Source organism: Streptococcus sp. S1 (assembly GCF_034137685.1).
In the GTDB taxonomy this organism is placed as follows: domain Bacteria; phylum Bacillota; class Bacilli; order Lactobacillales; family Streptococcaceae; genus Streptococcus; species Streptococcus dentalis.
This window is the reverse complement of the sequence record NZ_CP139418.1, coordinates 831,525-846,583: the sequence shown is the minus strand read 5'-3', so window position 1 is coordinate 846,583 and position 15,059 is coordinate 831,525. Positions and strand designations below refer to the sequence as shown.

Genomic DNA, 15,059 nt, shown 5'->3' with positions numbered 1-15,059 from the left:
AAAGTATTTTTTTATTTTATCAAAAAAGCATTTGGTTGCCTAATATATATTTTTTATGGAGGTGATAGTTTTTCTTTATCACACTTCTTTGGCTTTAAAATACCGCAATAAAGCTTGCGCATTTTCAACATAATAGGGAACCGATACCTCAAAGGCTGCATCATCGATGGTCATGTGATCATGATGGAGGTCTGGCGCATCCGGCTCTCCATTCGAACCGATAAAGGCAAAGACTCCAGGAATTCGCTCTTGGTAAAAGGCGAAATCTTCTCCAGCTGTAGAAGGATTTGCTGGAATCACTTCAGCCAATCCTTGTGAAGCTTCCCAAACTACTTGCGTCAATTCTTCATCATTAAAGGTAACGGGAGGGGTCACACCCCACTCAAAAGCTACATCTACTTCCAAACTTTCTGCAATGTGTCGAATGATGGAAATAAAATGTGCCTTCAAGTCTCTTTGCACACTCGGATTAAAGGAGCGAATGGTTCCTTCAAAATAGCCTGATTTAGGGAGGACATTCCAGGTTGATCCCACATCCAGGTGCGTAATGGACAAAACAGCTGTTTCAAAGGGAGAAACGGTCCGTGAAATTAATAATTGTACATTCTGAACCATGGTTGTGACGGCCGTTACAGTGTCAACTCCCAAGTCTGGTCTTGCAGCATGGCTACTGACCCCTGTGACGGTAACCTTGAATTTCTCAACCCCTGCCATCATAGCTCCAGCATTCAAGGCAAGTTGCCCTGCTTTTAGCTGGGGAATGTTGTGAAAACCAATAATTCCTTGAACATCCTCCAACAGTCCTGTTGCCAAAACATCAGAGGCACCTTCTGAGATTTCTTCTGCTGGCTGAAAGATCAAGCGTACGGTTCCTTCAAGCTGGTCTTCTTTTTCCTTGAGAAGAGCTGCCGCTCCCAGAAGACTGGTTTGATGAAAATCATGACCACAAGCATGCATGACTCCTGGATTCTGACTTTGGTAGGGCAGATTTGTTTGTTCCAAAATTGGAAGGGCATCGATATCTGCTCGAAGTGCCACCACTGGTTGGCCAGACCCAATTTCTGCAATCAGACCAGTTTTTAATCCACTCTCTAAAATACGAATCCCCAACTCTTCTAAACGCTCTTTTAGAAAGGCGGTTGTCTGGTATTCTTGACCAGACAGTTCTGGGTGTTGGTGGATATAGTGGCGAATCTCTGCTAACTCTTCATAAGAAAAAGCCACAAGCCTTCATCTCCTTTCAAACTTAAGATTATTTTATCACTAATAGGTGTATCCGTCTAATTCTTGTTTCTTGGGTTTTGATATAGTTTCAAGCTATAGATAAAAACACTCCTAGATTCATGTCCTAGGAGTGCCAACTTCCGCATTAAGAAAGATTTCCCTCGAATTTTTCCATAAAGCTATCACTATTATCGGCTTTTTCTACTTCCCATTTGCCATCTTTCTTAACAAAGGTCAACTGGTAGTCGTACCGATCCGGCGTCGTCAAGGGACGATCTGCAAGAGAAGCCATCATTTCCTTTCTATAGGCTTTGTTTTGAGCCTGATTCGCTTCGATAATACCTGGATAGTCTTTTCGATGTTCTTGATAGAAGGTCTGCATGTGGTTTAAGATCGTCTTTTCCATGCTGACTGTCTCAGGATTCAAGCTAATGACTACCTTGTCTGGGAAGTATTGTTTGACCTTATAGGTTAATTTCGCGCGCTTAGCATTTTCCTTTTCATAAGCATCGATAAACTGGGTCACTTCTTCTTCAGGGAATTGGTAATCATGCAATTGACGAGTAAAATCAGCCGCAAATTTCGCACGGAAATCACTGGCTTCCTTTTTCAAATCAGTTCCCAAAACAAAAGCGTCATACTTTTTGACCTTTCGTTGGCCACTGAAGTAAACTTGATTGATGTATTCATCTGCAAAAAGGGTAGAAGCTTCCACCTTGTCCTCATATTGAGAAGAATCCACCACAAATTTTAAAGGCTTGGATTTTTTATCAGAGCTATAGATTTTTCGTTCATACTGCACTTCGTATTTTTTGCCTTTTTCGACTGGGAAAACGATATAGCCGGTTAATTTTTTATCCTGGGCCAACTGATCACTCTTGAGCAATTGGAAGGCTTCCGTTTGGTCATAAATTCCTGACTGCAATTTGACCTTGTTATTATCTGCATCGTAAATGGTGATATCTGAATCTGACACGTTGATAGATTCTTTGGCAACATTTTTAAATTCTAATTGAAGGGCTAAATAGGTTCCGTCTTCTGAGTCATTGAGGACAGGTGGTTTGATGTATTGTCCTCCTTTTAAACTCACCTCGACTTGACCGTCAGATGCCGAGCTTTTCGCTGCTTTTTCTGTCTTTGCTTGCTGCGAATTGGTCTGTTGAGCACCAGTACCACAAGCCACTAAACTCAAGGTCGCCACAGCAAACAGGGTCCATTTAAAAATCTTTTTCATCCTCATCTCCTTAAAAAAGTTTTGTTCTATTTTAACATCTTTTTCTAGCTATGTATACGCTATATAGTGATAACTCTTCCCTCAAAAGGCGAGGATTACAAAAAGGCCAAGACTTTCGTCTCAACCTTTTAACTGAAAAATAATTGATCTTGGTTTTACAAGATTCCTTTTTCTTTTTGAATCATGAGATCCTTAAGGGAAATCAAGAGGACCGCAAAGAGGATCATAGCCATTCCTATAAAATCAATGGCAAAGAAATGCTCATTCATAATGGCAAAGGCAAAAAATACAGCTGAAATAGGCTCAATAGCTGCAAGAAGGCTACCTTTGACCGGTCCAATCAGAGTTGTCCCTTTCAAAAAGACCGTATAGGCAAATATGGTCCCAATCACCACTAAGCCAACTAAGCCCATTAGATTATCCATGCTATATTGGCCATGAAAAAGTCTTCTTCCCGTGAAGGGAATCATCACAAGCCCTGGAATGAGCATACCGATACCAATCACCAACATACTCCCCCATTTTTGAATTAACTGAATAGGTAGAATGATGTAGAGGGCATAGGCAAAGGCAGAAATAAGTCCCCAAGCTAGCCCCTTAGGAGTGATTGCCAATTGATTGAGTTGACCATGGGTTGCAATGAGAAAGGTCCCTGCAATGGCTAAGATCATCGAAAAGATTTCAGATACTGTCGGAGCTACTCGGTCCTTAACACAAGAATAGGCCAAAACTCCAATAGGACAGAGATATTGCAAAACAGTTGCAGTACCTGCATTAGTCGCATCAATCGCTTCTAAATAAGTCAATTGGGTCATTAACAAACCCAAAAATGCAAATAAAAGCAAGGGGATGTATGACGAGCGGTCTGTTAGAAAGGCCTTTACTTTTTCCTGGTCCGCTAGATAGGCAAGAAGCAGTAGTACAGCTCCTGAAAACACTAAACGAATTGTTGTCAAACCAATTGCTGTAAATCCATGACCCATCAGGTACTGGCCGCAAGCTCCTGATAAACCCCAAGCGATCCCAGCAATCAAGGTCATGAGCGTCCCCTTCATCGTCTTTGACATAGTCCCCTCCCAAATCTGTTCCTTACTTTTATTGTATCACAAAAGGCCGAAACGAAACGTTTCAGCCTTGCTTTATTTCATATAAATTTATTCGCTTATTCAGGTTGAACCAAGATCTTGATTTGGGATTTATCTTGTGTTAATTCAACAAATCCTTCTTCAACGATATTTTCCAATTTGATTTTCTTAGTAACCAATTTTTCAGCAGAGAAGTAGCCTTGTTCCATCAATTCCAAGACTTTAGGGAAGATGTGACGGTAGGCAATAATTCCTTTGAGAGATTTTTCTTGGATGGCGAATTCATTTGGATTGATGCTGGCTTCACGTTCCCAAATCGATACAACCATACATTCCCCAGCTTTATGAACAGCTGCAAGGGCTTGGCCTAAAACAACTGGAACTCCAGTAACTTCATAAGAAACATCTGCTCCACCACCTGTCAAACGATGGATGGCTTCTACGACTGATTCTCCTTCTTCTGGGCGAACAACGATTGCTCCCAATTCTTCTGCTTTGGCTTGACGTTCAGGAGACAATTCAACTGCATAGATTTTTGATGCGCCTGCTGCACGAAGGGCTTCAACAATCAAAAGACCAATTGGTCCCAAACCAAAGATAACAGCTGTATCTCCAGTTTTCAAAGCAGATTGACGAACGGCATACACAGCAACCGCAGCAGGTTCTGTAAGAGCGGCTTGTTCATAGCTCAAGCTATCTGGAATCACATGGACAAGATCACCATCAAGAACACAATATTTAGCAAAACCACCATCTGCAGCGAGTCCGACAAAGTTCAAGTTTGGATCGAGGTTATAATCACCAATTAAGTTGTGCTCTGCAAGAATTGGTTCGATAGTTACACGATCGCCAACTTTGACACGAGTGACATCACTTCCGACTTCGACAATCTCACCAGAGAATTCATGTCCCAAAGTAACCGGTGCTTTTTGACCAGAATAAACATGTTCTTCTGTTGGAATGAAGATCGGTCCATCCAAATATTCATGCAAGTCCGTACCACAGATCCCTGTGAACTTAACTGCCACTTTTACTTGATGTGGTTGTACTTCAGGTACTTCCACTTCTTCGATCCGAACGTCTTTTGCTGCATGCCAGCGAGCTGCTTTCATAGTAGCCATAGGATGATCTCCTTGTTTTCACGTTTTTTAGTTTTCTTTTCAGGAAACTTTATATACTATTGTAAACGTTTTCTTTTTGCTTGTCAAGGAATAACTGAACATGTGAAAAAGCAGCCTTTTGACTGCTCCTTCTTATTTCTTCTTGATCCGAGAGGATTCCAATCCCCATCCCACCATCCAGCCGAGGACCAGGAGATAATTTTCAAGCGCACCGATCCCATTGATCGGCAGATGATAGTGAAAATAACTGAAGAGATGATTAGTACCGATCCCAATCCCACCTAGGATTAGAGCCAATAGAACCGCCCGAAGATAAAACCAATCGTATTTGAGATTGACAGCAATGAGAATTACAAGGACCGCCACATTCCAAATTCCAATCTCCCGTTGCCAACCGACAGAAACACCATATCCCGAATGACTTCCCATATAAGATGGAAAGAATAGCTGGAAGATAATCGCTCCAGACATGGCGATGATAACCAGGACAAATAAGACTCTTAAAAATTTGTTCATGTAACTCCTCCTAATGCCAGTTGATATGTAATGGTCTTTCCTATTCTAACACAATTTTATGGATAGTAAAAACCAACCTCTCGGCTGGTTCTTTATCTATTACTCTTCTTTCAACTTCGCCAATTCTTGAGCAAGTAGTTTAAGTGCTACTTGTGGGTTGGCTTGGCCTTTGGTTGCTTTCATGAGGAAGCCTGTGAAGGCCTTGTCCGCATTCCGTTTCCCTGACTTGAAGTCGGCTACCGCTGCTTCATTGTCTGCAAAGACTTGGTGGATGATTGGGACCAAGACTTCAGGGTCTGAAATCTGTACCAATCCAGCTTTTTCAACGTATTCACGCGCACCGCCACCATTTTTCGCCAAGTGAACGAAGACTTTCTTGGCAATCTTAGATGAAATGGTTCCATCTTCGATGATGGCAATCATTTCGACCAAGTTTTCTGGTGTCAATTTGATTTCTTCCAGCGTCTTACCTTCTGCGTTCAAGAATTGTGCTACTTCCCCTTGGAGCCAGTTAGACACTTGTTTGGCATCGCCACCAAGGGCTACAGCTGCTTCAAAGAAGTCAGAAGTAACTTTCGTCGCTGTCAATTGGTTGGCATCATAATCAGACAAGCCAAGCTCTGCCACGTAGCGAGCACGACGGTCTTTTGGAAACTCTGGCAACTCCGTACGCATTTCCTCAATCCACTCATCTGAAATTTCAAACAAGGGAAGGTCTGGTTCTGGGAAGTAACGGTAATCCGCTGCTCCTTCTTTGACACGCATAAGAATGGTACTCTTGTTGGCTTCATCATAACGACGTGTTTCTTGGCGAATGACACCACCTGAACGCAAGATTTTCGCTTGACGCTCCACTTCGTATTCAAGACCTTTGCGCACGTTTGAGAAGGAGTTCAAGTTTTTCAATTCTGTCTTAGTACCAAATTCCTCTTGACCGTATGGGCGAAGGGAAATGTTGGCATCCACCCGCATCGATCCTTCTTCCATCTTGACGTCTGAAATACCAGTGTACTGGATAACTTCTTTCAAAGCTGTTAAATAAGCGTAAGCTTCTTCTGGAGAACGCATATCTGCTTCAGATACGATTTCGATCAATGGAACCCCTTGACGGTTGAGGTCTACATAAGAGAAGCCGTCTGTCCCGTGCGTGTTCTTACCGGCATCTTCTTCCAAGTGGGCCCGTTCAATCCCGATTTTCTTAGTTGAGCCGTCCTCCAATTGCACTTCAATCCAACCGTTGTAACCGATTGGCTCATCAAATTGAGAAATTTGGTAAGCCTTTGGATTATCAGGGTAGAAATAGTTCTTCCGGTCAAAGTGCATCTTCTTGTGGATGTCCATGTTGAGGGCAAGAGCTGCCTTGATACCAGCATCCACAACACCCTTGTTCAAGACAGGAAGCACCCCTGGGAAAGACCAGTCAATCACATTGGTATTAGCATTTTGCTCGTTCCCAAAGTGAGCAGAGGTTGGTGAGAAAATTTTTGAGTTTGTATTCAATTCAACGTGGACTTCAAGTCCGATGACTGTTTCAAAGTTCATTAATTGTCACCTCCGAAAATAAGGGGTTGTTGCTTGTGGTAATCCGTCGTAGCTTCAAAGGCAGCTGCAGCTTGGTAGATGGTTTCTTCAGAATACTTCGGACCAATCAACTGCAAACCAACTGGAAGACCTTGCACAAAACCTGCAGGAATCGAAATTCCTGGAAGACCTGCCAAGTTGACTGGAATGGTCAAGAGGTCAGCCAAGTACATGGCAACCGGGTCATGGTTTAGCGAATCCAAATCAAAGGCTACGCTTGGAGCTGTTGGTCCAAGGATGAGGTCGTAATCCGCAAAGACTTTTTCGAAGTCTTGAATAATAAGGGTACGGACTTGGCCAGCTTTCTTATAGTAAGCATCGTAGTAACCAGATGACAAACTAAAGGTACCAAGCATGATCCGGCGTTTAACCTCATCACCAAAGCCTTGGCTACGAGTGTTCACGTAGATATCATCCAAGTTTTTAGCATCTTCCGCACGGAAACCATAGCGAATCCCATCGAAACGTTGCAAGTTTGAAGAAGCTTCAGATGAAGCGATGATGTAGTAAACGGCAACCCCATATTTAGAGTGTGGAAGGCTAACTTCTTCGACAGTTGCTCCCAATTTTTCAAAGTGTTTCGCCGCATTGAGGATGGTTTCTTTGACTTCTGGGTCAATCCCTTCGCCAAGATATTCCTTTGGAAGGGCAATCTTCATGCCTTTAATGTCTTGACCAATCTTAGAAGTAAAATCGGCTACACGAACAGGCGCAGATGTTGAATCCTTGGCATCTTCGCTGGCAATGACATTAAGCAAGAGGGCATTTTCTTTAACGGTTGGAGCGAAAGGTCCAATTTGGTCGAGTGAGCTACCAAAAGCAATGAGACCAAAACGGGAAACTGTTCCATAAGTAGGTTTGAGACCAACAATCCCGTTAAAAGCAGCTGGCTGACGGATAGAACCACCTGTATCTGAACCAAGGGACAAACGGACTTGTCCTGAAGCGACAGAAGCTGCTGAACCACTAGAAGATCCACCAGGCACCTTGCTGTGGTCCCAAGCATTCTTGGTTGGTCCATAGTATGAAGTTTCACCTGATCCACCCATGGCAAATTCATCCATGTTGGTCTTCCCGATGACAATCATATCTTTGGCTTTGGCATTGGCAACAGCTGTCGCATCAAAGATTGGCTCGTAGTTATAGAGCATTTTTGAAGCCGCAGTGGTCAAGATGCCATCTGTTGAGATATTGTCTTTGACAGCAAGTGGAATCCCTGACAAGAGGTTGTCTGCATCGATTCCTTTTTCATCAATAGCCTTAGCTTGCGCAAGGGCCGCTTCTTCGGCCACCGTTACAAAGGCGTTAACTGCTTCTTCACGCGCCGTGATGTCTTCAAGAGTCGCTTGTGTCAATTCGGTTGCTGAAATTTCCTTAGAGACAAGGAGGTCGTGCAACTCTTCAATGGTTTTATGGTTGAATGACATTAGGCATCTCCTCCATCTTCTAGGATAGCTGGTACCTTGATGTAGTAATTATCTTTTTCAGGTACATTTTTAAACAAGCGGTCACGGTCAGTCCCTTTTTCAGCGATATCCGGACGCAATACGGTCTTACGATCCGCCATGGTCGTTGTTGGGGCAACGCCTGTTGTGTCCACTTCTTCCAACAATTCCACCATGTCGACAATTTTCGACAAGGTTGTCGCAAACTCAGCTGTCTCTTCTGGAGAGAATTTCAATTTTGAAAGATTGGCAACGTGGGTTACCTCTTCTTGCGTAATTTTCATCTTGCTTCCTTTCGTGAAATGATGATTTTTCAATACCCTCTATTTTACCATAATTTAGCCTAATTTGCTTGCCTTAGAAAAAATCTGTAGGACTTTTTTGTCACTACAGATTCTTCTTTTTATATTTCTTTTCCGCCTAATTGCCCCATCTCCATTAATGTCTCTTTCCAGACTTCCTGGACGTTAGATGTGAGATAGGAAGAGGCCAAGTCATAAGAAGCCTGGTGAAATGGAACAAGGTCGCTTTCAAAGAGCTGGACCAGCTTTTCTGCCAACTCTTTCACCAATTGTTCTTCTGGCATTATCTCGCTATAAGGTACCAAAAAGCCATTTTCACCCTCTTTTATAAAAGTTGGATTGCCATAACGGGCATCAAAGCCGAGCAAGACTAACCCTGCTCCAGCCGCCTCCATCAAAGTCAAACCAAAGGTCTCCCACTGAGAAGTGGTGAGGTAAACTTGGTAGCAAGGATAGATCTGCTGAAGATCCGCATGACCGCGTAGGTGAATATAATCTTGTGCTGCAAGCTCCTGAATCAAGTGTCGCAAGTTGTCCGCTTCTCCACCCTTTCCATAAATATCAAACTGAAGGGCTGGAAGTTGTTCATGAGCTTGGGCCACTACTCGAATAGCCAAATCGACGCGTTTTCTTGGATCCAAACGGGAAGCTGTGAGCACACTAAAGGGAGATCTGTCTCCTTGTGATTCCGTCAATTCTTCTAGATGCCCTACCGGAATGCTATAGATTGGAATTCCTTTGCAGCCTTGTTTAGCAAGTGTCTGCTCCAAGACTTCTTTTTGAAGATCCGTCGCCGTGATGAAGTAATCGAAGCGTTTGGCATACTTGAACACATAATAATACTCATAGTTGAGATGTCCATTTTCAAATTCATGCTCCGAATGAAACACCATGGCGAGCTTGGAAGGAGCATCTTTCTCCAACAAAGGGCGGGCAAAATCCATGCGTGAGGCCCGATCAAGCAGAATCAGATCTTCTTCTTTTAACGATAGCTGCAACAAAAAACGTCTCATCACTTCTGTATGGTTGGTCAAAACTTCAGGTTCCAGTTTATAGAGCCAGCTTTCACCCAACCTCAATTCTTCAAAAGCGATACTTCCATCTTGATTGTGATAGGTTCGTCTGAGTATCCTACCATATTGAAAATACTCTGTAGCAAGTTTACAAGCTCCATAATACTCTCGTTTGATCATATTTCCCGCTAAAAGATAGTCTACATAGCGGACACAGTCTGGATGATAGGGATCCAAATGAAAGGTTAGTTCGTTTTTATCCGCAAATTGGTAGCGAATGGCTCCTTCCGTTTTTTCAATAGTATCTAAACGAGTCAGTTGAAACTCCATTTGCAAGTCCCCCACTGTCTTTTGAGGAACACTGGTTTTTTGATCTGTAAATGTCAGATGAGCAAAGAGTAATTCCTCATCCCGGTGCCCCAAAGAGAGGTAATAGGCTAATTTTTCTGGAGTGGGCCATGTGGTAAAGACAAACTTCGCTGTCACTCCCAAGCCCCGGAGTATCTTTGCCCGAGAGGCTTGTGCAACATCGACCCCATTGGGTTCATATCCTACTAATAGATTAAAGGTATAAATGGTCATCCTAGACCTCCCTCTAATCGATTAAAAAGCTCTCCCAAAACTTCTTTTTTAGGCAGTTCTAAGATTCGTGCTTGCTCTCTTAACATTTCTTTGAAAGCCTCTGGATGCTGGAGCAATATTTCTAGTTGCTGTTTCATTTCTTCGACTGTATCTGTGATCGTGCTCAATTCTTTATAGGCTTCATCATGAACCGTACTCTTCAAACCAAACAAGACTTGCTCATTTTCAAGAGCCTGAAGACTACTGCTCCACACTTCTCCTCCCTGGTTGCAATCCAGATAAATAGAGCAACTGGATAACAACTCCTCATATTTTCCCAGTGAAATCCCTGGATAGAGGCGCACATTGAAGCAACTCGCTAAATCTGTTAATTTCGGACCCATGGCCGTCAAAGCAGCAACGTGAAAGGTCACTTGTGGGAATTGATGGACCAAGCTAGATAAGCCTTCGACCTCTTGAGAAGCCGTCATGACTAGAGCTTCTGGTTGAAAACTTTCCTGCTCCACATCTACTAGCCCTGACAAGACTGTGATCCCGTCTTTTCTCTCACTCAATAGACCATCTTCTAACAATAAAATCTGGTCAACATGCTCTTTGATCTCATCTAGATCATGAGTTTCTCGTGCACAGTAGGCTAGTCTTTCTTTAGGTATCTCTTTCACAACATCTAGCAATGTCTTATCCAACAAAAGAATAGCTTCATTTTCGGGCAAGAGTTGTTTCAGAACAACTCTTTGTAGCTCTTCCTTATTAGCATACAGGTGATCAAGTCCTTTAGAAGGTTGATGCAAAAAGATTCCTTGTGAGACAAAGTGAAGCAGGACTTCTTCTTGCTGACGGTTCAAATAAATATCTAAATATGGTTGACCAGCTTCCGTTAGGAGACTCCGTTTGCTTCTCCAGCCATAGCGGTTGTATACATCAATGGATACGACCTCTTCTCCCTGACCAAACCACTCCACTCTTTCAACCGTTCGTGACAAAATATCCTCTCGCAAAACCACGTTGGCGCGCCGTTCCTCACCATCAAAAAGATAGGTTGTGATCCCCAGGGTCCAACATTCCCATAATTCTGGGACTGCTAAATCATTGAAAAATAATGGTTTCCCAACTTTTGATGTTGGGTCTTTTTGGGTAAAAAAGGTCGCAAGACTATCTGTCTGTTCAGCTAAATCAGTTTCCAGATTGGTCACAAATACTCGATAGGTCTGGCCAAGTTTGTCCAATAATCTTTGCAAACGATCCAGCTCTTTGGTCTGCTCTGGTGCAATAATGAACATGCTGATCCTTTCTCGTCAATAATTAGTTAGCCTAGGTTTTCAATGAAACCGAGGTTGATCACCACACGCTCATAGGTTTCTGACCCTTGCAAGCCTGCTTCCTCTAATTTTTCAAGGGCCCGTTTCAAGCGCGTTTTGTAGATATAGCGATGCCAGGTCAAATCATAGCCCAACATCCCCAGTAGAGCCAATTTTTCTTGCTTAGCTTCCATCTCATCGACGACTCGCTTTTCTGTCCAAACCTGGGACAGAGTATCTGCACGGCCCACGCGATACCAATAAATACATTTTTCCGTATGAACTACCCGATGGGCTTTTAAGAAGAGCTTATACATCAGGAAGTTATCCTCGACATTTTTTCCAACCGGAAAACGAAGCCCTTCAAATAAGCTACGCTTATAGAGCTTCATCATGGCACAAGCCCAGGCCATATCTCTGGTCTCCTGGATAGCATCGTGGTCCATGATCTCGCGCCCCTCATAAAGAGTCTCTGAATAATCGTCGTCCGTTACCTTAATCAAGTATTTTCTACTACTGTCATCATAGAGGTTATAGTTGGCTACTGAAACATCCGCACCATACTTTTGAAGTTGACGATAGAGCACTTCTACATAGTCCTCCGTCACCCAGTCATCTGGATCAATAAAGGTGATGTAATCACCAGTTGCTAGCTCAATCCCTGTATTTCGAGCAGCAGATAAACCCCCATTTTCTTGGCGAACGTAGCGGATGCGCGCATCCTGCCTAAAAAATTCTTTACAGATCTCTTCTGACTGGTCTGGTGAACCATCATTGACCAGGATAATTTCCAAATGAGGGTAGGTCTGATGGATAACCGTTTCCAAACATTGTCTCAAATAAGCTTCTACATTATAGATGGGAATGATGATACTCACTACTTCATTTGTTTCCATGCTTCTTCTCATTTCTCTTTAAATAATCGCGAATCGCTGCCACCATCTCCTGCACCTGGTCATCCGCAAACACTTGGTTCTCACCATTTTCCACATGATTCGTTCCTTCAAAAGAAAATATGGGAAGGCCTTGTTGACTGAGCGTTTGCGTAATTTGATCTACCTCATCATAAGGATTGATATCCAGGTAAAAATCCAATTTTTCTAGGACCTTTCGACTGGTCAAGGGATCAAAAGAGGGATAAAGAAAGAGGTTGGGATAGCGTTCCAATTGCACCAAGTTAAAACCAAAATGGCTATGGGCAAGGACATGAATCGCTACGTCTGGCAATTCTTTTAACAAAGTCTCCAACTCGTAGATATCTGCTGTATGGGTATAAATGGCAGCATGATAAGGAAATTCTCCCACTAACTCTTGATAGGTTTGCTTCAAAATCGGTTTTCGAAGCAAAATTTCCTCCCAAGAGAGGGCATAGTAAAACCACCATTGTTCCCGAAAACGATTGAAGCGTTTGGAGGTCCATGGTTTATTATGAGAAGTGTAATGAATGACCGCAGGAATCCCTTGAAAGGCTTCATACCAATCCAAGTCCCCATAGAGGTACTGATCCTTATCAGATCCTACTTGTAAATTATAGGTCCAAGGTAATGGAAACCACGCATCTTTGAAATACAGATTCAAAATTCCTTGATCTCCATAAACATGTTGATGGTGTTCACGAGTAAGGTCAAAAAGTGCCTCTGTCACTTGGTGCTCTTGCCACCAAGTCTTATCAATCACCAAAAGTCCAGCATTAAATCCATCTATCGTCGTTGGCTTATCTACCACTGCCCCCAGTCCATAACCTTTTAGATCAACCTCAAATAAAGGCGATAAATCCTGTGTAAAGATCATGTCACAATCCAAATAGAGGATCCGCTTTTCCTCCACAATCTCTGGAATAGCGTAACGGAAATAGGTTGCATAGTGAATATGGTTACTTGGAAGCGAGAAGGACTGGAATTGCTCGGGAGACATCCGACAATTGATCACTTCTGAATCCAACTGGCGCAAGCGCTGATTCATGATAGCAAACCACTCTGTTGGTAGATCTTCATTTAAAACATAAATTTTCAACCGGTCCTGATGGGCGCACAATGACTTCATAGCGGTTTCCAATTTTTCCATATAAGATAGATCGGCTGAAAAGACGACAGCTTTTTTATTCATAACTCCCCCTTATATTCTTCCATTAGAATACCATTTTCGAGAGAGGAAGACAATCTCTAAGCCCTAAAAAGAGGTCCAGACAAATGTCTACGACCTCTTTTACATTGTTTTCTTATTTTGTGTCTAATACAGCAAGTGCATCGTCGACCAAGCTTGCCCCTAAGACATGCTTGAAATGATTCAAGGCAAACTGATGATTTTCAGGAGTAAGTGACGCCACTGCAGGTTCCACGACTTCGATCTGATAGCCGAGATTATATGCATCAACCGCAGTATGGAGGACGCAGATATCGGTCAAGACACCTGTCAAAATAACGGTATCTACATGACGTTCCCTCAGGCGGATATCTAGGTCCGTTCCTGAAAAAGCAGAATAATGACGTTTATCCATCCAAAAAACTCGTGGATCCGCTTTGTGCTCCCGATAAAAATCTGCCAAAGGGCCGTACAAATCACGTCCGCTGGTCCCAATGATATTATGAGGTGGGAAGAGCTTGCTTTCAGGATGAAATGGATCCTCTACATCATGCGCATCAATGGCAAAAAAGATATAGGCTCCTTGGTCAAAGGCCAATTGGGTCACCTGAGCAATAGTCTCAGAAATGGCTTGTGCAGGAGCACCTGCCGTAAGCTTACCATCATCTGCTACGAAATCGACAGTATAGTCAATTGAAATCAAAGCTTTAGTCATTAGTAATCTCTTTTCTTAATTTCCTCAAAGATATCTGGAATCAACACTTTGAGATAGGTTCCCTTCATTCCAAGTGAACGGCTTTCAATAATACCAGCTGACTCCAATTTCCGAAGTGCATTGACAATCACAGAGCGGGTAATGCCAATCCGATCCGCGATGATAGAAGCAGTCAACTGCCCCTCATTTCCTTTCAATTCACTAAGGATGGCAGAAACAGCCCGCAACTCAGAGTAAGACAAGGTATTGACAGCCATATTCACCGCTGTCCGACGACGAATATTCTTCTCGTCTTCCTCGCGTTGGTAGTTCAACATTTGAATCCCTACCACGGTACTCGCAATCTCAACCAAGATCAAATCATCATCATCAAACTCTTTATCATTCCGCCAAATGATCAAAGACCCCAAACGAATCCCAGAAACATGAATGGGCGCAATGGTCGTCAATCCATCAGGAAATACAGACTTGGTCTCAATTGGAAAGACCGTCAAATCATGCTCGATGGGAAGGTTTGCTTCCGTATCATAAACTAAGCTTGCTGCTTTAGCATAATCTTCTGGTAATTTTTTATTTTGAAAGAAAGCTTCTACCCGGTCATTGTTGGTCTTGTAACGCATGAAATAACCAAGGAGGGTTCCTTTGCTATTAATGATACAGGCATTACAGTGAATAATATCCGCCAATTGCTGAGCAATATCATTGTAAGGCATCTCAGCCTGCAACTGTTCATCTGTCCGTTTCAAGATAGATGTAATTTTTCGTGTCTTTTCTAATAAATTTGCCATAATAAACCTCGCATATAGTCAGCTCAAGTATATCATATAAGTGTGGGAATTTCAATCGAATTATCTGAAAATT

General features: G+C 42.8%; 14 protein-coding genes. All 14 read right to left on the bottom strand.

Translation table 11 applies throughout. The annotated features are described in order from the left end of the window. Positions 1-78 precede the first annotated feature (78 nt). Entirely contained in the window at positions 79-1,224 is a 1,146-nt protein-coding gene (locus tag SM121_RS04025) for an amidohydrolase (protein ID WP_227223778.1), read from the bottom strand. A 145-nt stretch (positions 1,225-1,369) separates the two neighbouring features. Next, the gene (locus SM121_RS04020) at positions 1,370-2,458 is read right to left on the bottom strand and encodes a DUF4352 domain-containing protein (protein WP_320911221.1); all 1,089 of its coding nucleotides are present in this window, start codon (positions 2,456-2,458) and stop codon (positions 1,370-1,372) included. A 155-nt stretch (positions 2,459-2,613) separates the two neighbouring features. After that, positions 2,614-3,525, bottom strand: coding sequence for a DMT family transporter (locus SM121_RS04015; RefSeq protein ID WP_320911220.1), 912 nt, complete (start codon positions 3,523-3,525; stop codon positions 2,614-2,616). A gap of 95 nt (positions 3,526-3,620) precedes the next feature. Then, positions 3,621-4,664, bottom strand: coding sequence for a 2,3-butanediol dehydrogenase (locus SM121_RS04010; protein ID WP_155126539.1), 1,044 nt, complete (start codon positions 4,662-4,664; stop codon positions 3,621-3,623). 132 nt (positions 4,665-4,796) lie between these two features. Then, complete coding sequence (locus SM121_RS04005; protein WP_155126535.1) at positions 4,797-5,180, bottom strand: hypothetical protein; 384 nt, start codon at positions 5,178-5,180, stop codon at positions 4,797-4,799. 99 nt (positions 5,181-5,279) lie between these two features. Beyond that, positions 5,280-6,722 carry an Asp-tRNA(Asn)/Glu-tRNA(Gln) amidotransferase subunit GatB gene (gene gatB, locus SM121_RS04000; RefSeq protein WP_155126532.1) on the bottom strand — a complete coding sequence of 481 codons (1,443 nt, stop codon included), beginning with the start codon at positions 6,720-6,722 and terminating at the stop codon, positions 5,280-5,282. Continuing rightward, entirely contained in the window at positions 6,722-8,188 is a 1,467-nt protein-coding gene (gene gatA, locus SM121_RS03995; RefSeq protein ID WP_320911219.1) for an Asp-tRNA(Asn)/Glu-tRNA(Gln) amidotransferase subunit GatA, read from the bottom strand. Before gatA ends, gatB begins: the two co-directional genes overlap by 1 nt. Then, positions 8,188-8,490 carry an Asp-tRNA(Asn)/Glu-tRNA(Gln) amidotransferase subunit GatC gene (gene gatC / locus SM121_RS03990; protein WP_070575453.1) on the bottom strand — a complete coding sequence of 101 codons (303 nt, stop codon included), beginning with the start codon at positions 8,488-8,490 and terminating at the stop codon, positions 8,188-8,190. Before gatC ends, gatA begins: the two co-directional genes overlap by 1 nt. A 119-nt stretch (positions 8,491-8,609) precedes the next feature. Further along, positions 8,610-10,103, bottom strand: a complete 1,494-nt coding sequence (locus tag SM121_RS03985) for a glycosyltransferase (RefSeq protein WP_320911218.1) — start codon at positions 10,101-10,103, stop codon at positions 8,610-8,612. Further along, on the bottom strand, positions 10,100-11,383 hold the full coding sequence (locus tag SM121_RS03980) for an accessory Sec system glycosyltransferase GtfB (RefSeq protein WP_155126523.1): 1,284 nt from the start codon (positions 11,381-11,383) through the stop codon (positions 10,100-10,102). The genes SM121_RS03985 and SM121_RS03980 overlap by 4 nt, the downstream gene beginning before the upstream one ends. A 26-nt stretch (positions 11,384-11,409) precedes the next feature. Beyond that, positions 11,410-12,297 carry a glycosyltransferase family 2 protein gene (locus tag SM121_RS03975; protein ID WP_155126520.1) on the bottom strand — a complete coding sequence of 296 codons (888 nt, stop codon included), beginning with the start codon at positions 12,295-12,297 and terminating at the stop codon, positions 11,410-11,412. Next, positions 12,284-13,507: a glycosyltransferase gene (locus SM121_RS03970; protein ID WP_320911217.1), complete on the bottom strand. Its 1,224-nt coding sequence runs from the start codon at positions 13,505-13,507 to the stop codon at positions 12,284-12,286. Before SM121_RS03970 ends, SM121_RS03975 begins: the two co-directional genes overlap by 14 nt. A gap of 112 nt (positions 13,508-13,619) precedes the next feature. After that, the gene (locus SM121_RS03965; protein ID WP_151378703.1) at positions 13,620-14,198 is read right to left on the bottom strand and encodes a cysteine hydrolase family protein; all 579 of its coding nucleotides are present in this window, start codon (positions 14,196-14,198) and stop codon (positions 13,620-13,622) included. After that, positions 14,198-14,986, bottom strand: coding sequence for a GTP-sensing pleiotropic transcriptional regulator CodY (gene codY / locus SM121_RS03960; RefSeq protein WP_320911216.1), 789 nt, complete (start codon positions 14,984-14,986; stop codon positions 14,198-14,200). Before codY ends, SM121_RS03965 begins: the two co-directional genes overlap by 1 nt. Positions 14,987-15,059 lie beyond the last annotated feature (73 nt).